Raw genomic sequence first — 21,178 nt, forward strand, 5'->3', positions numbered from 1 at the left:
GGCTCGGCAAGATCTTGGGGCTCGGCAAAATTTGCCGGCCGGCACGGAAACTGCCGGGCGGAATTCGCCGCGATACGGTTTCGAAACTATCCAAGTGATTGAAAAATAGAATTCTCCTGCATGGCACGGGCCCTGCAGTGGTTGCCTCGACGTATTGGGCGCCCATCCGGGTGCCAGGGTTGAGGCGAGGGTATCATGGGTGTCTTCAGCGCGCTGACGACGGCAGTTTCGGGCATGCAGGCGCAGTCCTATGCGCTCGAGAATATCTCAGGCAACATCGCGAATTCGAGGACGGCCGGCTTCAAGCGTGTCGATACGACGTTCTCGGATCTGGTCCCGGATTCGGCTCTCAATCGCCAGATCGCTGGTTCTGTCGCGTCCTATAGCCGCGCGACCAACACGATCCAGGGCGATCTCCAGGCCACGCGCATCGACACCAATGTCGCGATCAACGGCGATGGCTTCTTCGTCGTCGACCAGCGCCAGAGCGGCCTCGGCGCCAATACCCAGTTCACCAACAGCAATCTCTATACCCGCCGCGGCGATTTCGATTTCGATGCCAATGGCTATCTGGTGAATGGCGCGGGCTACTATCTGAAAGGGCTGAAGATCGACGCCGTCACGGGCCAGTTGGTCGGCACCCAGCCAGAAGTGCTGCGCATCACCAAGGAACAGTTCCCGGCCAAGGCGACGACCTCGATCGAGTATCGCGCCAATATCCCGGCCTTCCCCGGCACGACGAACGCCAAGACCACCGTGCCTGGATCCGAGCTGTTGAAAGCTACGGGCTACGCCTCCAATCCGCTGTCCACGACCGCCGGCGGAACCGGCCTCGTGACCGGCGCCGACGTCACCCGATTCCTGAGCGATTCCATCGCGGGCGGGTCCGTCACCGTCTATGACGCGCTCGGCAAGGCGACGAGCGTCGAATTGCGCTGGGCCAAGACCACGAATGCGGCGCCGGCCCAGGTGGGGCCGCCGGCCGTTCCGGCGACCGTCGACACCTGGAACCTCTTCGTTGCCGAGAACACCGGCGCGACGGGCGGCGCCGTGGCCTATCGTAATGCCAATGTCGACATCACCTTCGGCTCCACCGGCCAGATGGTGAACCCTGCCGGCGGCAACATCACGCTGCCGAACATGACGATCGCGGGCACGGCGATCTCCGGCATCAATCTCACGACCGGCGGCAACGGCCTGACCCAGAACGGCGATGTCAGCGGCCAGATCGACGCGCGTAGCATCCGTCAGGACGGCTATACGGCCGGCACGCTCGACCGCGTCTCGGTTTCGGCCGAAGGCCAGGTGATCGGCACTTTCAGCAACGGCCAGGTCGTCGCGATGGCCCAACTCTCGGTGGCCCGCTTCAATGCCGGCAACGCCCTGAAGCGCCTCGACGGTGGCGCCTTCGAGGAAACGATCGAGTCCGGTCCTCCGATCATCGGTCTGGGTACGTCGCAGCTCATCGGCGGCAATGTCGAGCAATCCAACACCGACATCGCCGACGAGTTCTCGAAGATGATCGTCACCCAGCAGGCCTACTCGGCCAACACCAAGGTGATCAGCACGGCGCAGGAAATGCTGCGCGATGTGTTCAGCATCATCCGCTGAGCGGCTTTGACCGCCGGCGGAGGCGGTTCCGGGCGATCCAGGAGGATCGCCGGTGACGGCAGGAGTTGACGATGGGTCTGAGTACTTCCCTGGGCACCGCGATTTCCGGGCTGCATGTCACGCAGACCGGTATCGGCGTTGTTTCGCAGAATGTCGCCAATGCCGGCGTTGCCGGTTATGTCCGGCGCGTCGTCAGTACCTCCGATACGCTCAGTGGCGCGACGATCGGTACGTCGAGCACGGCTGTTCAGCGCCTGCTCGACAAGATCGTCCAGCATCAGCTCTGGCAGGAAAGTGCCGGCGCCGCTTACACGTCGACACGGGCGGATGCGCTCTCGAATCTCGACAAGCTGTTCGGCGCGCCGGGAAGCGCGACGGCGCTCGATTCTGTCTACAGCTCCTTCACCACCTCGCTCCAGGCGCTGAAGAACGATCCGTCATCCTATACCAACCGCACGGCTGTGCTCGATGCAGCCAGCCAGCTCGCAAACCGCCTGAACGGGCTGTCCGCCGGTGTTCAGGCTGAGCGCACCCAGGCCGAGACGAAGATCGGCGGTGCCGTCAACCAGATCAACCAGCTGCTGGACTCGCTGACCAGCGTCAATGCCCGGATCGTGCAGGGGCAGAGCGACCAGGCGACAGCGGGCCTGAAAGACCAGCGCGACCGTATCGTCTCCGAACTCTCGCAATACATGGACATCAAGACCAGCGAGGATGCGCGCGGCTCGCTCAGCATCGTCACTGGATCGGGTGCCCAGATCTTCGACGGCCGACCGGCGGTGAAGTTCAGCTTCGACGGCCGCTCCGCGCTTGGCCCGGAAGCGCAATGGAGCCCCAACGCGGCGACGCGTGGTGTCGGCACCATTACGATGACCGACAATTCCGGCAACCAGATCGACGCGATCGCCAACAAGGTGTTCCGGTCGGGCGAGATCGCAGCCAATCTCGAGCTTCGCGACAAGACGCTGGTGCAGATGCAGGCCCAGCTCGACGAGATGGCGGCGCAGCTCTCGAGCGCCTTGTCCGATCGGGAGATCGCCGGAACGGCCGTCACCACAGGCGCGGCCTCAGGCTTCGATGTCGACCTCGCCGGGCTTCAGTCCGGCAACAGCGTGACGCTCGACTACCAGGTCACTCCCGGTGGCGCGACGCGGCGTTTCACCTTCGTGCGCGTGGAATCCGGTGCATCGCTGCCGCTGCCGGCATCGGCCAGCGGCGATGCCAACAACACCGTGGTCGGCATCGATTTCTCGGGCGGCCCGGCGTCTGTCGCAGCCCAGATCCAGGCCGCGATCGGCGGTGGGTTCACGGTTTCGAATACCGGTTCGATGCTGCGCATCGTCGACGATGGCGCGGGCAATACCCGCGACGTGCTCGGCCTGACGGCACGCCCGACCACTACAAGCCTGTCCGGGGCCAACGGATCGCCCGAACTGCCCTTCTTCGTCGATGCAGGGAACGGCAACGGCGCCTATACCGGCTCGTTCGAGGGCAAGTCCCAGGCTCTGGGCTTTGCCGGCCGTATCACGATCAATCCTGGACTGATCGCGGACCGCTCGAAGCTCGTCGTCTTCAACACCACGCCGGCGACGCCGCAGGGCGACGCCACCCGGCCGCAGATGCTGCTCGACCGGCTGACCAAGGGCCTGCGGAGCGTCACCAACGCGGTCTCGCTCGACGGCTCGACGGCGACCTCCAACATCACCGTCTCGAACTTCGTGCAGCGCGTCGTCGCCTCGCAGGGGCAGGCGGTCGAAAACGCCAAGCGCCTCGATGAAGGCCAGCAGGTGGCGCTCGCCTCCGTGCAGAGCCGCTTCGCCGAGACCTCACAGGTCAATGTCGACCAGGAAATGGCGACGTTGATCGAGCTGCAGAACGCCTACGCCGCCAATGCCCGCATCATCTCCACGGTGAAGGAGATGATGGACATGCTGATGAGAGTCTGAGGGACGCCATCATGACGATTACCTCCTATGGCACCGGAGCCTATCGCGCGGCTAGGCCGAGCGAATTCGTCTCGACGCGGGCGAAATTCGATGATCTTCAGCGCCAGCTCGATACGGGCAAGAAGGTCACCAGCTACGGCGATCTCGGGATCGAGCGGCGCACCAGCCTCGACCTCAACGCCAAGAAGGCCTCGCTCGATTCCTGGCTCTCCGGAATCCAGCTTGCCGACGTCAATCTCAAGCTCTCGACCAAGGCGGTCGAGGGGTTTGCCAAGCTGACGGCCGAAACCAAGAACGACGCGCGTCCGGGCAGCTATGTCGAGAGCGCCAGCGGCCGTTCGGCGCCGCAGGTTCTGGCCGAGGAAAAGTTCAAGCAGGCGCTCGACCTGCTCAACACCAATGTCGGCGGGCGCTATCTGTTCTCGGGGCGGACCTCGGATACCGAGCCGGTGGTCAGCTATTCCCTGATCATGGATGGGGACGGCGCCGGCCGCGCCGGGCTGAAGCAGCTGATCGCCGAGCGCAAGGAAGCCGATCTCGGCCTGACCGGGCTCGGGCGCCTCACGGCAGGTGGCGCCGGCACGACGGCGACAATCGCGGAAGAGGCGGGCAATCCCAATTACGGCTTCAAGCTGAAATCCGCCACCACGACATCGGCGGGATTGGTCCCGACCTATACTGCGGGTCCGCCGGCCGATGTCTCCGTGAATGTCGCGGCTCAGCCGCAGCCCGGTGACACCTTGCGCTTCAAGGTCGATCTGCCCGATGGCACCCAGAAAGAGATCGTCCTGACGGCGCGGGCGGCCGGGAGCAATGGCAGCGCGACGGACACGTTCGAGATCGGTGCCGACGTCAATGCCACGGCTGCCAATCTGCGCGCTTCGGTTTCGGCCGCCTTCGGCAAGGAGGCTCAGACGACGCTGTCGGCCTCGTCGGCCCAGGTCGCGGCCAAGAACTTCTTCGATGGCAGTTCCAGCAATCCGCCGGTGCGGGTGCCGGGGCCGCCCTTCGCCACCGCGACGGCTGCGCCGGCGCCTGGAACACCGGCGAATACGGTGATCTGGTACCAGGGCGACGATGCGCCGGGCTCGGCGCGCGCGACGACGACGGTGCAGGTCGATCAGAGCGAGACCGTCGCCATAGGCGCACGCGCCAATGAGGAGGCCTTCAAGGTCGGGCTGGCGCAGTTTGCCGTATTCGCGGCCGAGACCTTCCCGGCCGGCGATCCCAACTCGAAGGGGCGTTACGAGGCCCTGGCCGAACGCGTCAGCAATACGATCGGCTACGGCACCGGCGTGCAGAAGCCGGCCGAGATCATCGTCGAACTCGGGACGGCCCAGAAGGCGATGGCGAGCGCCAAGGAGCGCCACACCGCCACCCAGAATTATCTGACGACGACGCTCGCCGGGGTCGAGGAGGTCACGACCGAGGAGGTTGCAACGCAGATCCTGGCACTACAGACACGCCTGCAGGCGAGCTACCAGACGACCGCGATTCTCTCGAAGCTGACGCTGACGAACTACATCTGACCCAGCCGAGACTTGGTGAAAACGAAAACGGCGCCAGAAACTGGCGCCGTTTTCGTTTGAGGGTTTGGTCGGTGTCGGACGCAAGGGCCGTCGGATCAGCGCCCGCGCAGGCCGGCGGCGATGTCGCGGTTGATGCCGATCAGCACGGTCAGGGATTCCGGGACCGGGTTGGCGGAGATGCGGAAGGTCTGGTTGAAGATGAAGTTGGCGAGGCCGAGGATGTTGCGCTTGATCTCGACCGGCAGCGGGTTGTCCTCGGCGATCACCGCAGAAACCAGCAGGGTCCAGAGCTTGCGGTTGTAGTTCAGGGCATCGTCGAGCTCGCGCTGGCGACCGAGCCAGTCATCGGCAACGGACTGAAGCCGGACGGCGGCTTTCAGGAGCAGGGATGCTTCGAGTTCGCGAGGGGAGACGGCAGACTGGGCAGTCCTGGCGGCAGAGGCGTACGCGTTAAACCCGTGTTGCATTCTCGATGAGTTCCGCTTCGTAGGCGATCAGCTGCTTTGCTGCCTTCAGGGCTTTGTACAGATCGCCGCTTAAGATGCGGTTATTGATCTCGGTCATATGCGGCAGGGAACTCGGGGCAGCCTTCATGAAATCGCGGACGAGYGCGAAATAGGTCTCGTGCTCATGCGTCGGATCCTGCGCCAGATACATCRGCTGGATGGCGAGATAGATCTTCTTCGCCGGCGTGTTGGCGGTGGTAGCTGTGAGGATGTCCTTCTCGCGCAGGATCGGCGCCTCGCCTTCGATGAAGAAGCGCGTGCGCTGCTCGTCGTTGCGGATCACCACCTGGCCGATGATGATGCGCTCGTTCGGCTTGAGCTCGACTTTGAGAGCCATGACGATCCTGCCTTCTGGCTTTTGGGAGGGGAGGTCGGGTGCTTCGGCGCGATCAGCCGAAGAGCCGGAGCACGCCCTGGTCGGCCTGGTTGGCCAGCGAGAGCGCGGTCTGCGAAAGCTGCTGGCGCGTGTTCAGTGCCAGCAGGCTTGCGCCTTCCTCGTTCGGATCGGCAAGGACGAGATTGTCGGCACCGATCTTCAGCGTATTCACTAGCTCCTTGGTGAAGTCCTGACGGGTCTGGGCGACCGAAAGGTTCGAGCCGAGCGTCGAGGCCAGCGACTTCAGCGAGGTCAGGGCGCCGGTCAGGGACTGGGTCGCCTTCTCCAGGTCGAGGTCGTTCTGGAAGTTGACGAAGCCAGCCAGCTGGGTGTTGACGGCCTGGTCGATGCCGAGATTGGCGGCGCTCAGGGTCGAACCCTGGATTTCCAGCTTGGTCTGGTTCGTGCCGGTCTTCTCGTTGAAGACGATCGAGAGGCGGTCGCCTGCGAGCAGGTTGATGCCGTTATAGCTCGAATCCTTGGCGAGCTTGTCGATCTGGTCGCGCAGGTCGTTGAACTGCTGGATCAGGTTCGAGCGGACGGCCGAGGTGACGTTCGACGAGGTGATCGTCGAGGTGCCGACGACGGCATCCAGCGCGCTGAAGCCGATCGCGGCGTTGTCTCCGCCTGCCTGGGCATCGGTGATTGCAGCACCACCGTTAGCGCCCGAGCCGAAACCAAAGGCGACGGTCTCGGAGCCGGTGCCCTTGACGTTGAGCTGGCCCTTCTCGTCGACGAAGGCTGTGGCAAGCCCGGACTTGTTGATCTCGTTAACGACATCCCGGACAGTCGTGTTCGCGGACGCAAAGGAGGCTGTGTAGGTGGTGGTGCCGACGGTGATCGAAATGCCGAGCGACGGCGTTGCTGTCGTGTCGATGCCGAGGTCGCCGGCGGAGGCGGGGGTCGCGGTGGAAACAGCCGTATCGCCGGCGCTGCCAATACGCTTGTCGAGCGCGATATCCTTGAGGCTCTTGCTGGTCACAGCCGCTTCGGTAGCGTTGGCGAGAGCCGTGCCGGCCTTGGTCGGGCGGTTTTGGGCCGCGTCGGCCTGGGCCTGCTTCACCGTCGATTGCAGCGACTGCACCAGCTTGGTGACGCCGTCGATACCCTTGGATGCCGACTGAATGGTCTGGATGCCGTTGGAGATGCCGTCGAGCAGGCCGGTGAGCTGGCTGGAGCGGTCGTTCAGCGAGGCCGAGGTGAAGTAGTTCACCGGGTTGTCGATGGCCGAGTTGACCTTCTTGCCGGTGGCGAGGCGATTCTGGATGACGCTCTGCTGCGCGGTGGTCTGCTGAAGCGTCAGGAGGTTGTTGCGCACGCCGCTGGAAAGAATCGTATTCGCCATCTTCGGTCCCCTGGAACGCGCGATTCGGCGCTGAGCCAAATTTTCTGGGCCGATAATCCCTTGTTAGGGATAACAAATGGTTAAACGAGGGATGCGGCGTGCTCCTCATGCCGTCCGTCAAATGCAAAAGAGGCGGAGCTTTCGCTCCGCCTCTTTTTGTCTTCGGCCCACATTCTGTGGGCGAGCCCGCTTCTGCGGACGAAGGATCAGAACAGGCGCAGGACCGCCTGGTCGCCCTGCGAGGCCATGGAGAGGGCGGTCTGCGAGAGCTGCTGACGGGTCTGCAGCGAGAGCAGGTTGGCGGCCTCTTCGTTGGCATCGGCATTGACGAGGCTATCGGCACCAGCCGCCAGCACGCCGGCGAGGTCCTTGGTGAAGTCCTGGCGGGTCTGCGCCACCGAGAGGTTTGCACCAAAGCCCGAAGCAAGCGACTTCAGCGAGGTCAAGGCGCCGGTCAGGGCCTTGGTTGCGCCTTCCAGATCGGCGTCGTTCTGGAAGTTGGTGAAGCCGGCGAGTTGGGTGTTGCCGGCCTGGACGATGCCAAGGTTGTCGGAGGTCAGCGTCGAGCCCTGAATCTCCAGCTTGGACTGGTTCTTGCCGGTCTTCTCGTTGAACTGGATCGAGACCTTGTCACCGGCCAGCAGGTTGACGCCGTTGAAACCTGAATCCTTGGCGAGTTCATCGATCTGCGTGCGCAGGTCGTTGTACTGCTGGATGAGGTTCGAGCGAACCGCCGAAGTCACGCCAGATGAGACGCCGCCGGTGGTGCGATCAGCCGCTGCTAGACCGAAGGCAGCATTGCCAGCGCCGGTCGAGGCTGCGGTGGTCGAGGCCGTGGCATCGGCACCGGTGCCAATGCCAACGCCCAGTGTCTCCGAACCGGTTCCCTTGACGTTCAGCAGGCCCTTTTCATCGACGAAGGCAGTAGCGACACCCGAACCATTGATGGCGTTGACCACATCGCGAACAGTGGTGTTGGCCGTCAGGGCGATCGAAACGTTGGTCGTCGAAGTTGGGGAGGCTGGCGTGCCAGTGGTGAGCTGGATGGTCAGCGAGGGAGCGGCCGTGGTGTCAACACCCAGGTCGCCGGCGCTGCCGGCAGTGGCTGCAGAGACCGCCGTATCGCCGGCGCTGCCGATGCGCTTGTCGAGTGCGATATCCTTCAAGCTCTTGCTCGTCGCAACAGCTTCTGCTGCGCCGGCGAGCGTGGTGCCGGTGCCGACGACGGTCGGACGGTTCTGAGCGGCGTCGGCCTGGGCCTGCTTCACAGTGGACTGCAGCGACGAGACCAGTTTGGTGATGCCATCGATGCCCTTGGAGGCAGCCTGAATGGTCTGGATGCCGTTCGAGATGCCGTCGAGCAGACCTTTGAGCTGTCCCGAGCGCTCGTTCAACGACTGGGCGGTGAAATAATTGACCGGGTTGTCGACCGCGGTGTTCACCTTCTTGCCGGTGGCCAGCTTATACTGGGTGGCCTGGGCGGCGGCAGCGGTCTGCTGGAGAGTGGCGACCGAATTGCGGACAGCCGAAGAGAGCGTAATAGCCATAGTCGTTATACCTTCTGGTATGGTGCCATTCTGGCGTCATGGCCTTCTGGCCGCGACCCGAGGACACTCGGTCGCCAACCCGTAACGAGTGGTAAATTTCAGCGGTCGAATTGCCGTCAGATTGGGCAAAGCCACTGCATGGTTAAGCGCGCGATAAGACGGTGGCTGGGTTCCATCGGCCCAAACGCAAACCGCCCGCGGGAGCGGGCGGCTGGGATACAAATTCGGGAAGGCAGCCCTTGTCAGGCGGTGCGCTCGACATAATGCTGCGCGCTGGTTTCGTCGGCGAGCCGGGCTTTCTCGGCGAGTTCACGTGAATAGATGCGCAGCCGGAGCAGCGTCTCGTCAGGCAGTTGCGAAACGGTCTCGCCGGTCACCCTGTTCTTCTTCTGGATGACAACTTCGCGGGTGCGCGGCTCGATCACGATGCGACGCTCGATGAGATCGCGCAGATCCTGTTCGCGCTGGCGCGCCGCCTGCCTGTCCGTGGTGGCGTTCTGCTTTGCCATGGCGTCGTCGCGCCGCGCTTGTTCAGAGCGGGCCTGCAGATCGAGCTGGACCGCTTCACCCGCTGTTGCCGACTGGACGGTTTGCGCCGCCGGCAGTTCGACCGGGATGCTCCCCTTGGTCGCGGCGGCATCGCTTCTGGCGGTCACGTGATAGGCGCCGACCGCTGTCGCCCTCGTCGAGGCCCCGAAATCCATCGCTCACTCCTTCTGGAGTCGGATAACAGCCACCCCTCGCGGCCGTCGTACGAAAGGCGCGGCCAAGCCGCACCCTTCGCATCATATCGACAATGACCGCGAAGATTGAATCTTCCGTAAGGAGATTAGGTAAATTTTGACGATTGCCGTGGCAGCCGCCGCCTCCCCCCTGGCACGCTGGCTCCCCGTGGCTCAGAGACTGCGGGAGATCACGAGCGGCCCGGAGTTCGGGCGGACAAAGGCGCCGGCTCCCACAGTTGCCGTCGGTCCGTAGCCGGCGGCCCGCATCGGACGGTTTGCCTCGAAGGCGAGATCGCGGACGATCGATTCCGAGACGGCTCGCGCGGTGGCAAGCACGATCTGGTTGATCTCGATCAGGTCCTGGAATGCGACATGGGCGGCCTTCAGGCGCTTGACCTGATCGGGGACGAAGCGCGCCAATGCCACCGCATTCAGCTTCACCTGCTCGACGCCGCGCATATAGATGCCGGCAAGCTCGGTCTTTCGCGGTTCGCGTTCCATTGCGTCCGACAATTTGCCGGCGCGGACCAGTTCGGTTTCCTCGCCAACGACATGGGACAGGGCCCCGAGCGTCTCCAGCACGGCTTCGATCAGCGCCTGCGCTTCGAGAGCGCTTGCGATCCGCGGCCGCTCGTCCAGTACACGCCTAGCCAGCGACACGTGCAGCTCCGGTAGTCATCGCCGCGGTGGCCTGTTCCTGAACCTGCAGCAGGCTGCGCATGATCGGATCGGACAGGCCGATGCCACCGGCGCGCTGCAGATTGCGGGCATATTCCTGGGTCAGCATCGAGCGATAGACGCCACCGCCGGTGCCGTTCTCGCCGAGCGGTCCCTCGGTCTCGCTGGAGGCCATCAGTTTGTCCGTGACCTGTTCGAGGAAGACGGTCTCGAACTCGTCGGCCTGCTTCTTGGCCTTCGCCTTGGCGGGATCGAGAGCGTTTGCCAGGCCGCTGACGAGGCTTCCGGCAACGCCGAGCGCCAGTTTCGCAGCGGGGAGGGCGAGTGCGGCGGTCATTACATCACCTCGATTTCTGCCTGGAGGGCGCCGGCGGCCTTGATCGCCTGAAGGATGGAGATCATGTCGCGCGGGCCGATTCCGAGGGCGTTCAGTCCGTCGACGAGCTCGGCGAGCGTCACGCTCTCCTTGACGAGGGCGAGCTTGTTGCCGCCTTCGGTGTCGACCTTGACGTTGGTGCGGGGCACGACGGTGGTGCGGCCGCGGGCGAAAGGCTCGGGCTGGCTGACTTCCGGCTGCTCGCTGATCGTCACGGTCAGGTTGCCCTGCGCGACGGCGACGGTGGAGACGCGGACGTCCTTGCCCATGACGATGATGCCGGAGCGTTCGTCGATGACGATGCGGGCGAGCTGGTCGGGCTCGACCCGCAGCTGTTCGATCTCGGTCAGCATGCGGATCATGTTGCCCTGGAAGCGCGGGGGGATCTGCAGCACGACAGTCGAGGGATCGGTCGGCTCTGCCGCATCGCCGCCGAGGAAATCATTGATCGCAGCGGCGACGCGGCGCGCCGTCGTGAAGTCCGGGTTGCGCAGCGACAGCCGCAGCGTCTTCAGCTTGTTCAGCGCGAAGTCGATCTCGCGTTCGACCAGGCCGCCATTGGCGATGCGGCCGACCGTCGGCACGCCGCGAGTGATCTTGGCGGCGTCGCCCTCGGCCGAGAAGCCGGAGATTGCGACCGGCCCCTGCGAGACGGCGTAGACCTCGCCATCGGCGCCGAGCAGCGGCGTTGCGAGCAGGGTGCCGCCCTGAAGCGACTTGGAGTCACCCAGTGCCGAGACCGTGACATCGAGGCGCGTGCCCTGGGTGGCGAAGGGCGGCAGGTTCGCGGTCACCATCACGGCGGCGACATTGGCGGTGCGCATATTGGCGCCGCGCGTATTGACGCCGAGCCGCTCCAGCATCGCCTGCAGCGACTGCTTGGTGAAGGGCGTATTGTTCAGCGTGTCGCCGGTGCCATTGAGGCCGACGACGATGCCATAGCCGAGGATCTGGTTGCTGCGCACGCCTTCGACGGCGGCGAGATCCTTGATGCGGGAGAGCGCCTGCGCCGGCTCGGCCGCCCAGGACAGGCCGATGGCCAGCAGCGCGGCCAGCGGCGTCACAAGGCGTTTCAGGGAGGGCAGGCGAACCATAGGGCACCGGCGGGAATGAGACAGTAGCGGCTCATGCCTTGCGAGGGGCGTGCCAACTGCCGATTTCATGAAAACCCTTATTTGCCAGCCTGTTGTGAGGTAGGCTCTGTCTGGCGCTTGCCGTTGTCGCTATGTCGTTCCTGCCGGATCGGCAGTTTTTGCCGGGCGATTTACCGCTTGTTAACCATGCGGGTCCAAGGCTTGGCGCATCGTCAACCGAGGCCGTCATGATCCGTATCGACCCGCGCACGCCCGTTATCGGGGCAGGCTCGGCCAGCCAGACCCGGCGGGCCGGCGCGGCGTCGTTCTCTTTGCCCGGCCGCGAATCCGCGACGGCGGCACAGGGCAGCACGGTCAGCAATGCGGGGTCGCTCGATCTCCTGCTCGCGGTCCAGGCCGAAGGCGATGCGCAGGAGCGCAAGAAGCGTCAGGCACGGCGCGGGCATGACCTGCTCGACGGGCTCGACAGGCTGAAGGCTGCGCTCCTCTCCGGCCGCGTCCAGATCGCCGAGCTGGAACGCCTCAAGACGACGCTCTCGTTGCGGCGCGAGACCACCGATGATCCGCGCCTCGACGATGTGCTGGCTCATATCGAGCTGCGGGCGGCGGTCGAGCTCGCCAAGCTCGGGCGTTAGATCCTCGGACCAGAAATCGTATCCGGTCAGATGATCTAACCCTTTGTGTTTGCATCGGCCTTCCCGAAAGCCGCAATCCACTTTTCCGGCCGATGCAATGGCCTTCGAACCTGCCGCCGGTCCGATCAGGACCGAGCGGTTGCAGCGAGACCCTTACTGCGACAGGGCGCAAACGCTCGGCGGCGTCACGCCCTTGAAGCGCTGATCCATCCAGGCGATCGCCGCGTCGGCGCTGTCTCGCGCAGCCAGGAGATGGCCGACGCCCGGCAACGCATCGAATTGCACCGCGCTGCCGGCGCGACAAAGCTTGTCTGCGTAGTCGCGTGTCACCTGGGGCCGGACGAGCGTGTCGCTCGTGCCCTGCGCGATATAGACCGGGACGCTGCGCGGCAGGAGACCGGGGGTATTGCGGCTGAGAAGCGCGCGCCAAGGCTGCTGCTCAGCAAAGGCGTTGTCGACGAGGAAGCGGCGCTCCAGCGCCTTGGTCGGGCGCAGCCTGCTGAAGATGTCCGTCAGGCTCTCCAGGCAATCTGCGGCCAACTGATCGACCACCGGAATCGCGCCCGAACTCACGATCTTGTTCAGGGGCGCCTTGTAGACACGCGTCCAGGACCACAGGGTCATTGCCGTCAGGTTCCGGCCGCCATCCGTGTCGATGTCGTCGGACAGCAATGTGGCGAGTTCGGTCGCAGGCGCTGCGGCGGCGACACCGACGAGGTCGAGTTCGGGCGCCAGGCGCTTCGCCAGGATGCCGGTGAACAGCGCCGCGTGCCCACCCTGGGAGTGGCCCCAGACGGTGAAGCGCCGCCCGGCGGAGGCATTGGGGAGCTGGCCGGTCGCGCGCACCGAGTCGATTACGGAGCGGGCCGCGCTGGCGCCGACCAGATAAGGATGGACCCCCGGTGCGCCCAGGCCCGGATAGTCCGTCGCCGTGACGATGTAGCCACGCGCGAGCATCGGACGCAGGCCCTGAATGGATTGGAAGATACCGCCGGAGCGCGACGGTCCGCATTGCGGCTGGACCCCGGTCGTCGGGTGCGCCCAGGCGACGACGGGGCGTCCCTCGGCCGGACCGGGGCCGGGCGGGACGATCGCAACACCGGACACGGCGATCGGCCGCCCGTCGAGGCCGACCGAGCGATAGAGCATCCGGTAGGCGCTGGCGCCCTCGGGCGTTCCGTTCAGAATCTCGGTCCGGATTAGCGTTCCGGGGCGCCCTCCGGCGATCTCGGCAGACGTCGCCGTATAGAAGTCCGATTGCGCGTCGGCTGGCGAGGGGAGGCCGGCCGCCGACATCCACATCAGCAGGGCGAGGACGGCGCGCATGAACGGTTCTCCAGAGGTGGCATAGGCTTCGGTCGGTTTGACCGGAACTAGCCGAGAGACCGTTTAGGATTCGTCCGTGCTGCCGAACCGACGCGTGTCGATCCGGCACGGAAACTGGTCGTCAGCGAATGAACTGGTCCGCGTAATCCGCTCCGAGCCCGTTGCCCGCGTAATGCGCGCGGCATTTGTCGAGGCGGGTGAAGACGTCGTCATAGCCCAGGCACTTGCCGTCGGGATCGACATAGATCATCGCGCCATTGACCTGGAACATGGTGATCATCTCTTCGACGTCAGGGTCGACGACGAGCGTATGGGTCTCGCCCGGCGCCTCGTAGACATAGGACCCTTCGGTCGCCACCCAGTCGTGCTCCAGGTAGCGCCACTTTCCCTTGAGGACATAGCCGTGCACGGGCAGGGGGTGGCGGTGGCGCGAGAGCACGCCGGCGCGGCGTACCTTCAGGAGGTTCATCCAGTATCCGCGCGTCACGCAGAAGAGCAGCGGACGGAACCAGACATTGTCATCGACCGGCACCCAGACCCGCTCGTCGGTTGGAATGACATTGGGCACGATCAGTTCGGGTGGGGAATCCTTCGGCTGAGGGTGGCGATAGGGCGTCCAGCGGTCCTCGGCGCTCGCCTCGACTGGCATGGGGTTCGGGTTGGTCATGGCGTTTCCTGCCTGAGATCTTGATTCAAGTCGTTGCCGGAGTGATTCCGGAAGCGGTTGCATGCCGTTGCCGTGTTTGGCGTTTTTGGTGTTGATGTGGATGGCGTCAGATGGCGAGATACCCGCCATCGACGGGCAGGATGGCACCTGTCACGAACTTGGCCGCATCCGAGAGCAGGAAGGCGATGGCGCCGCCGACATCGCTGGGTTCGCCCCAGCGACCCTGTGGTGTACGCGCCAGGATCGGCGCCGAACGGGCAGCATCCTCGACCAGGGGCCTGGTCAACTCGGTCGCGATCCAGCCGGGAGCGACGGCGTTGACGCGGATGCCTTCAGGTGCCCAGGCGGCCGCGAGCGACTTGGTGAGCTGGCCGATGCCGCCCTTCGATGCGGAGTAGCCCGGGGCGAAGGGCGAGCCGTGGAAAGTCAGCATGGAGGCGATGTTGACGATCGCCCCGCCATTGGCGGCGAGCTTGTCCTTGGCCGCCACGCACATCCGCATCGAACCGGTGAGGTTGACCTCGATCGTCAGGCGAAAGGCTTCGATCTCGAATTCCTTGCCGCCGCGCTGGATCATCCCGGCGCAGTTCACCAGCGCATCGATACGGGGGCAGAGCGCGACGATGGCCGCGACCTGATCATCCCTGGTCACATCGAGCTTGGCGTGACGGATCGTGGGGTGAGGCGGGGACGCCGCGACCTCATCATCGGTGAGGCCGGTGGCGATGACCTCGTAGCCGGACTGGGCGAGCGCAAGCGCAGCGCCTGCGCCGATGCCGCGTGTGCCGCCGGTTACGAGAGCGAATTTGGGAACGGGAGTATCTGTCATGCCTAAAGGCTAGAGCGACCGGGGCGATCACGGAAGGCCGGCAAAGGCAGAGCAGGGTCCCTTCATTCGAGGCTGTATTTCAGGCGCAGCAGGGCGGTGCCGCGCGTCTCGTACTGGCTCGCGACGAGCGGCATCTGACGTGCCAGCGCCAGATCGAGCGAGGCCTCCCAGGAGAGATTCGCCAGAGCTGCGAGATCGGCGCTCAACTTGACCTCCGGCACAAGCGTCGAGTGCGGGCCACCATCGGGAGCGAAGACGTAGCTGCCGGCCATGGAGAGCTGCGAGCTCATGGTCAGGTACTGAAAGAGCTGGTGGCGGAACCCGACCAGCAGACTGGCGTTCTGCTCGGGTTTTCCCGCCGTGCTGCTGCCGCCTCCCGTCGAGATCGTCCAGATGAAGCCGGGCCCCTTGTTGGCGACAGGCCGGGCCAATTTCCAGTCGATGCGTGCGTCGCCGACCTGCTCGTGCCCGGGCGGTGCGATCAGCTTGGTCGAGATCGAGAACGTGTCGGCGCCGAGCTGGAGGCCGACGCTCCGTTCGGGCGCAGACCCTGTCGGGCCACGTGTCGAAAAGCCCTGGCGAATGACGCTGAGCGGGATTTCCCTAGGCAACTGCCGGTTGGCCTTCGGCGTGGCGGGCCAGTTTGCGCGCGCGCTCAGAGCCGGATCGAACGGCACGGCGTCCAGATCGTCCTGCGCCTCTTGAGCCTGTGGTTCGACCGCGTCGTCAGGCACTTCGTGGGTGAGGATAGGTTTGGGAATGGGGAAGCGCGGGCTGTAGGCACCGTCGTCATTGGCCTTCGCCGCCCAGCCCGTGACGAGCAGGAGGGCAACGATGCCGGCCCGAGCCCCGATGGACCGGCCAGCACGAATACTGCAGCGATGGTGATACAAAGTCGGCATTCTTCCTCGGCGGCGATCTCAAATCGAAGTTAGAACGGGAAGGTGCAGTTTTTGCGGCAGTGCAGCATGAAGGCAGTGCGGCATGAGGCTTGGGCAACTCGGCCAAAAGCCGTGCTTCCCCAGTGGCACGTAACCCGCTAGGAAGCGCGCGGGCGGGCTGCGGAGCTATGGCTGCAGCCCGGAAACGTTCCAGACTGGCCAGCAGCAGGGGTCGAAATCACATGAGCAAGATCAAGGTCGCCAATCCCGTCGTCGACATGGACGGCGACGAGATGACCCGCATCATCTGGCAGAAGATCAAAGACACGCTGATCTTCCCCTATCTCGACCTCGAGCTGGATTATTACGACCTGTCCGTCGAGAACCGCGACGCGACCAATGACCAGGTCACGATCGATGCCGCCAACGCCACCAAGAAGCATGGCGTCGCGGTGAAGTGCGCCACCATCACCCCGGACGAGGGCCGGGTGAAGGAGTTCAATCTCAAGCAGATGTGGAAGTCGCCGAATGGCACGATCCGCAACATTCTCGGCGGCGTGATCTTCCGCGAGCCGATCATCTGCAAGAACGTGCCGCGCCTCGTRCCGGGCTGGACGCAGCCGATCGTCATCGGCCGCCACGCCTATGGCGACCAGTACCGCGCCACCGATTTCAAGTTCCCCGGCAAGGGCACGCTCTCGATCAAGTTCGTCGGAGATGATGGCGCCGTGATCGAGAAGGAGGTCTTCAAGGCTCCGGACGCCGGCGTCGCCATGGCGATGTACAATCTCGACGATTCGATCAGGGATTTCGCACGCGCTTCGCTGAACTACGGCCTGATCCGCAAGTACCCGGTCTATCTCTCGACCAAGAACACCATCCTCAAGACCTATGACGGCCGCTTCAAGGATATCTTCGAGGAGATCTACCAGGCCGAGTTCAAGGCCGAATTCGACAAGCTCGGAATCACCTATGAGCACCGTCTGATCGACGACATGGTCGCTTCGGCGATGAAGTGGTCGGGCGGCTATGTCTGGGCCTGCAAGAACTACGATGGCGACGTGCAGTCCGACACCGTGGCCCAGGGTTTTGGTTCGCTCGGCCTGATGACCTCGGTGCTGATGACGCCGGATGGCAAGACCGTCGAGGCTGAAGCCGCGCACGGCACGGTGACGCGCCATTATCGCGAGCATCAGAAGGGCAGGGAGACCTCGACCAACTCGATCGCCTCGATCTTTGCCTGGACGCGTGGCCTCAGCCACCGCGCCAAGCTCGACAACAATGCCGAACTCGCCAAGTTCGCGACGCTGCTCGAGAAGGTCACGGTCGACACTGTCGAGGCTGGCGACATGACCAAGGATCTGGCGCTGCTGGTCGGTCCCGACCAGAAGTTCCTCTCGACCACCGGCTTCCTCGAGAAGGTCAGCGAGAACATGCGCAAGGCGATGTCTGCCTGAGCTCTGCGATCCTGAGTGAATGAGTTGAAGCGCCCGGATCCCGATCCGGGCGCTTTTTGCTGTCGAGGCCAAGGTGCATGCGACGACACAGCGTGTCGTGCCGTGCAGACCAGGTCAGCCGCTGGCGTAACGTCAGCGGGGTGATCCGCACGTGCTGCGGCCGACATCCGTCCTCGACGAAGGGAACCTGGTCGCTCGGTTGGGCGGGCTCTGCGGGATGACCAGCAAACTCACTGCGGAGCCGTCTCGGAGAGCTCCGCGCTATCGCTCGCCTTGAGAACGCCGATCGCGATGCCTGGGCACGCGGCCGGGATGATCGCTACTCGATCGTGAGGGGGCGGCGAGCGAGGATACGCTGGCCGCTCAGCGGTGCGTTCATGACATAGCGAAGTTCATAGCTGCCCGGCTTGTCCGGTGCTTCCAGCAGCGCTTCGACATTCTCTGCCGGATAGAAGGATGGGCCTGCCGCGTCCACGGCTGCATCAGGCGCCGTGATGACGACGCGATCGCGCTCGCCATTGGGACCGATCCCGCGAACCGGGATGCTTGTCTTGGCCTTGGCGCGGTCCGGCGCCGACAAGGTCGCCGAAGGGGATGTGGTTGCCAGGGGCTGCCTGGCCAGGATCTCGGGCTTGCCGGAATCCTGGCGAACGAGGCGGAGTTCATAGCTGCCGGGCTCGCCGGGCGTCGTGATCGCGGTTGCGGACACGGCGCCGAGAATGACCGAGACGATGGCCGCTTCAGCAGGATCGCTGGGGCGCGCGATGGCGAGCTGTGATTGTGCCGGCGCCTTGCTGGCGAACACCGTCAACATGGAGCCGGCCATCGCGCTACGCGAGGCCGACAGGGTTGGCTGGACGGGCTGGGCCGGTGCGGCGGGGCGGGGGCGCACCTGCTGGGCAAAGCCTGAGGCGCTCGCTGCCACCAGGGCAAGAGCAATGGTGGCGGCGAGACGATACTGCACCCCGTCTTCTCCGTCGTCCGAACCCGGTCAGCTCATCGCGGCTGCGACGGCGTCGAGCGCAGCCTGCGCCTTGGAGCCGTCCGGGCCACCGGCCTGCGCCATGTCGCGGCGCCCGCCACCGCCCTTGCCGCCGAGCTGCTCGGAGGCGGCGCGCACCAGCGCCACCGCGTCGAAGCGCGAGGTCAGATCCTCGGTAACACCGACGACGACGCCGGCCTTGCCGTCCTCCGCGACGCCGACAATGGCGACGACGCCCGAGCCGACGCGAGACTTGGCTTCGTCGGCGAGGCTCTTCAGATCCTTCATCTCGACGCCGGTGACGGCGCGGGCCAGGAGCTTGGCGCCGGAAATCTCGAGGATCGGATCCTCGGCGCTGCCGCCGCCGCCCATGGCGAGCTTCTTGCGCGCCTCGGTGAGTTCGCGGTCCAGTTTGCGGCGCTCCTCGACCAGGGCGGCGAGCCGTGCCTCGGCTTCGGCCGCGGGGACCTTGAGCAGGCTGGCGAGGTCGCGCAGACGCCTGGCATCGGTGTTGAGCTGACGCCGGGCTTCCGTGCCGGTCACCGCCTCGAGACGGCGCACGCCAGCTGCCACCGCGCTTTCGCCGGCGATGCTGACGATGCCGATATCGCCGGTGCGCGAAACATGGGTGCCGCCGCAGAGCTCGACCGAGAAGGCCTTGCCGGCCTCGGTCGTCCCCATCGAGACGACACGGACCTCATCGCCGTATTTTTCACCGAACAAGGCGCGGGCCCCCGAAGCGATGGCTTCGTCGACGCTCATCAGGTGGGTCGCCACCGGCTCGTTCCGCAGCACGGCTGCGTTGGCGATATCCTCGACCTGGGCCAGCTCCGCCTCGGAGATCGGCTTGGGGTGCGAGAAATCGAAACGGAGCCGCTCAGGCGAGACCAGCGAGCCCTTCTGGGCGACATGATCGCCAAGGACGAGCCGGAGCGCCTCATGCAGCAGGTGGGTCGCGGAGTGGTTGGCGCGAATCGTGCTCCGGCGCGCATGATCGACTGTAAGCTCAGCCGGTGTGCCGAGCTTGATTTCGCCCGAAGTGACCTTGACCGCGTGGGCGAAGATGTCGCCGAGCTTCTTCTGCACATCCGAAACTTGTGCGGCGAAGCCCGCCCCGGTGATTGTGCCGGTATCGCCAACCTGGCCGCCGGACTCGCCATAGAACGGGGTCTGGTTGAGCACGACGAAACCGGTGTCGCCGGCCTTCAGGCTCTCGACTTCCGCATTGTCGCGGATCAGTCCGGTGACAACGCCCTCGGCCGTCTCGGTGTCGTAGCCGAGGAACTCGGTGGCGCCGACGCGGTCGCGCAGCGGGAACCAGAGCTTTTCTGTCGCAGCCTCGCCGGTGCCGGACCAGGCGGCGCGCGCCTTCGCCTTCTGCTGCTGCATCGCCGCGTCGAACCCGTCGAGATCGACGCCGATATCGCGGGCGCGGAGCGCATCCTGGGTCAGGTCGAGCGGGAAGCCATAGGTATCGTAGAGCGTGAAGGCGACATCGCCCTTCAGCTTCTGGCCGGCGCCGAGATCCTTGGCAGCGTCGTCGAGAATCGAGAGGCCGCGTGCCAGCGTGGTGCGGAAACGGGTCTCCTCGAGCTTCAAGGTCTCGGTGATCAGGGCCTCTGCACGCAGCAGTTCGGGATAGGCCTGGCCCATCTCGCGGGTCAGGACCGGCACGAGCCGGTGAAGCAACGGCTCCTTGGCGCCGAGCAGCTGGGCATGGCGCATGCCGCGACGCATGATGCGGCGCAGGACATAGCCGCGGCCTTCATTCGAGGGCAGAACACCGTCGGCGATCAGGAAGGCAGAGCAGCGCAGGTGGTCGGCGATGACACGATGGCTCGCCTTCATCGGTCCGTCGGACGAGACCGATGTCATGTCCGCGATGGCGCGGATCAGGGTCGCGAAGAGGTCGATCTCGTAATTGTCATGCGTGCCTTGAAGCACGGCGGCGACACGTTCCAGCCCCATGCCGGTGTCGATCGAGGGCCGCGGCAGATTGGTGCGGATGCCGCCGGCGGCCTCCTCATACTGCATGAACACGAGGTTCCAGATYTCGAYGAAGCGGTCGCCGTCCTCATCGGGCGAGCCTGGAGGGCCGCCGGGGATATGGTCGCCATGGTCGTAGAAGATCTCGGAGCAGGGGCCGCAGGGGCCGGTGTCGCCCATGCGCCAGAAATTGTCCGAGGTCGGAATCCGGATGATCTTCGAATCCGAAAGTCCGGCGATCTTCTTCCAGAGCGCGTGCGCCTCGTCATCCTCGGAATAGACCGTGACGGTCAGCTTTTCCTTGGGCAGGCCGAACTCGCGCGTGACCAGCGTCCAAGCGTGGGTGATCGCCTGCTCCTTGAAGTAGTCGCCGAAGGAGAAGTTCCCCAGCATCTCGAAGAAGGTGTGGTGGCGCGCGGTGTAGCCGACATTGTCGAGGTCATTGTGCTTGCCGCCGGCGCGCACGCATTTCTGCGCCGACGTGGCGCGCTGGTAGGAGCGCTTTTCCTGTCCGGTGAAGACGTTCTTGAACTGCACCATGCCTGAATTGGCGAACATCAGCGTCGGGTCGTTGCGTGGCACGAGCGGGCTCGATGGCACCACCTCATGGCCGTTCGCCTTGAAATAATCGAGGAAGGTGGACCTGATTTCGTTGACGCCGCTCATCGCAATTCGAACTCTG

At 64.8% G+C, this 21,178-nt stretch carries 19 protein-coding genes; 5 read left to right on the forward strand and 14 right to left on the reverse strand.

All coding sequences use genetic code 11. The features are described from left to right. The first annotated feature begins 195 nt into the window (after positions 1–195). From AC1DW9_RS14670 to AC1DW9_RS14680, 3 genes are all read left to right on the forward strand, one after another. Positions 196–1,611, forward strand: coding sequence for a flagellar hook protein FlgE (locus AC1DW9_RS14670; RefSeq protein ID WP_441506250.1), 1,416 nt, complete (start codon positions 196–198; stop codon positions 1,609–1,611). 71 nt (positions 1,612–1,682) lie between these two features. Continuing rightward, positions 1,683–3,557 (forward strand): flagellar hook-associated protein FlgK, encoded by a 1,875-nt coding sequence (flgK, locus tag AC1DW9_RS14675; RefSeq protein ID WP_476775876.1) that lies wholly within the window; start codon positions 1,683–1,685, stop codon positions 3,555–3,557. Positions 3,558–3,568: 11 nt separating this feature from the next. Further along, a complete protein-coding gene (locus AC1DW9_RS14680; RefSeq protein ID WP_441506248.1) occupies positions 3,569–5,086 on the forward strand; it encodes a flagellar biosynthesis protein FlgL in 1,518 nt (505 codons plus the stop codon). Positions 5,087–5,181: 95 nt separating this feature from the next. On the opposite strand, the gene flaF is transcribed toward AC1DW9_RS14680, so the two are convergent. The 8 genes from flaF to AC1DW9_RS14720 form a co-directional block, all read right to left on the reverse strand. Beyond that, a complete protein-coding gene (gene flaF / locus AC1DW9_RS14685) occupies positions 5,182–5,553 on the reverse strand; it encodes a flagellar biosynthesis regulator FlaF (RefSeq protein WP_441506247.1) in 372 nt (123 codons plus the stop codon). Beyond that, positions 5,537–5,929 (reverse strand): flagellar biosynthesis repressor FlbT, encoded by a 393-nt coding sequence (gene flbT, locus AC1DW9_RS14690; protein ID WP_476855119.1) that lies wholly within the window; start codon positions 5,927–5,929, stop codon positions 5,537–5,539. The genes flaF and flbT overlap by 17 nt, the downstream gene beginning before the upstream one ends. Before the next feature lie 52 nt (positions 5,930–5,981). After that, the gene (locus AC1DW9_RS14695) at positions 5,982–7,313 is read right to left on the reverse strand and encodes a flagellin N-terminal helical domain-containing protein (protein ID WP_441506245.1); all 1,332 of its coding nucleotides are present in this window, start codon (positions 7,311–7,313) and stop codon (positions 5,982–5,984) included. A gap of 206 nt (positions 7,314–7,519) precedes the next feature. Continuing rightward, on the reverse strand, positions 7,520–8,860 hold the full coding sequence (locus AC1DW9_RS14700) for a flagellin N-terminal helical domain-containing protein (RefSeq protein ID WP_476775877.1): 1,341 nt from the start codon (positions 8,858–8,860) through the stop codon (positions 7,520–7,522). Positions 8,861–9,102: 242 nt separating this feature from the next. Next, a complete protein-coding gene (locus AC1DW9_RS14705) occupies positions 9,103–9,564 on the reverse strand; it encodes a hypothetical protein (RefSeq protein WP_441506243.1) in 462 nt (153 codons plus the stop codon). Positions 9,565–9,756: 192 nt separating this feature from the next. Beyond that, on the reverse strand, positions 9,757–10,245 hold the full coding sequence (locus AC1DW9_RS14710) for a hypothetical protein (protein ID WP_441506242.1): 489 nt from the start codon (positions 10,243–10,245) through the stop codon (positions 9,757–9,759). After that, positions 10,232–10,600: a rod-binding protein gene (locus AC1DW9_RS14715; protein WP_441491507.1), complete on the reverse strand. Its 369-nt coding sequence runs from the start codon at positions 10,598–10,600 to the stop codon at positions 10,232–10,234. The genes AC1DW9_RS14710 and AC1DW9_RS14715 overlap by 14 nt, the downstream gene beginning before the upstream one ends. Then, a complete protein-coding gene (locus AC1DW9_RS14720) occupies positions 10,600–11,733 on the reverse strand; it encodes a flagellar basal body P-ring protein FlgI (RefSeq protein WP_043237642.1) in 1,134 nt (377 codons plus the stop codon). The genes AC1DW9_RS14715 and AC1DW9_RS14720 overlap by 1 nt, the downstream gene beginning before the upstream one ends. 227 nt (positions 11,734–11,960) lie before the next feature. Between AC1DW9_RS14720 and AC1DW9_RS14725 the strand changes: the two genes are divergently transcribed. Then, a complete protein-coding gene (locus AC1DW9_RS14725; RefSeq protein WP_441491506.1) occupies positions 11,961–12,368 on the forward strand; it encodes a flagellar assembly protein FliX in 408 nt (135 codons plus the stop codon). Between the two features lie 153 nt (positions 12,369–12,521). Here AC1DW9_RS14725 and AC1DW9_RS14730 read toward each other — a convergent pair whose 3' ends face one another. The 4 genes from AC1DW9_RS14730 to AC1DW9_RS14745 form a co-directional block, all read right to left on the reverse strand. Beyond that, a complete protein-coding gene (locus AC1DW9_RS14730; RefSeq protein WP_476769133.1) occupies positions 12,522–13,694 on the reverse strand; it encodes an alpha/beta fold hydrolase in 1,173 nt (390 codons plus the stop codon). 121 nt (positions 13,695–13,815) lie between these two features. After that, complete coding sequence (locus tag AC1DW9_RS14735) at positions 13,816–14,361, reverse strand: 2,4'-dihydroxyacetophenone dioxygenase family protein (RefSeq protein ID WP_441491504.1); 546 nt, start codon at positions 14,359–14,361, stop codon at positions 13,816–13,818. Positions 14,362–14,467: 106 nt separating this feature from the next. Then, a complete protein-coding gene (locus AC1DW9_RS14740) occupies positions 14,468–15,190 on the reverse strand; it encodes an SDR family NAD(P)-dependent oxidoreductase (protein ID WP_476775878.1) in 723 nt (240 codons plus the stop codon). A 62-nt stretch (positions 15,191–15,252) separates the two neighbouring features. Next, a complete protein-coding gene (locus AC1DW9_RS14745; protein ID WP_476775879.1) occupies positions 15,253–16,092 on the reverse strand; it encodes a hypothetical protein in 840 nt (279 codons plus the stop codon). 221 nt (positions 16,093–16,313) lie between these two features. Here AC1DW9_RS14745 and AC1DW9_RS14750 point away from each other — a divergent pair, with 221 nt between their 5' ends. Beyond that, positions 16,314–17,528, forward strand: a complete 1,215-nt coding sequence (locus AC1DW9_RS14750) for an NADP-dependent isocitrate dehydrogenase (RefSeq protein ID WP_441491501.1) — start codon at positions 16,314–16,316, stop codon at positions 17,526–17,528. A gap of 319 nt (positions 17,529–17,847) precedes the next feature. On the opposite strand, the gene AC1DW9_RS14755 is transcribed toward AC1DW9_RS14750, so the two are convergent. Next, positions 17,848–18,492, reverse strand: coding sequence for a hypothetical protein (locus AC1DW9_RS14755; protein ID WP_476769136.1), 645 nt, complete (start codon positions 18,490–18,492; stop codon positions 17,848–17,850). Positions 18,493–18,519: 27 nt separating this feature from the next. Continuing rightward, positions 18,520–21,162: an alanine--tRNA ligase gene (alaS, locus tag AC1DW9_RS14760; RefSeq protein ID WP_476855120.1), complete on the reverse strand. Its 2,643-nt coding sequence runs from the start codon at positions 21,160–21,162 to the stop codon at positions 18,520–18,522. Between the last annotated feature and the right edge of the window lie 16 nt (positions 21,163–21,178).

Source organism: Allobosea sp. P4_E12, from assembly GCF_056401655.1.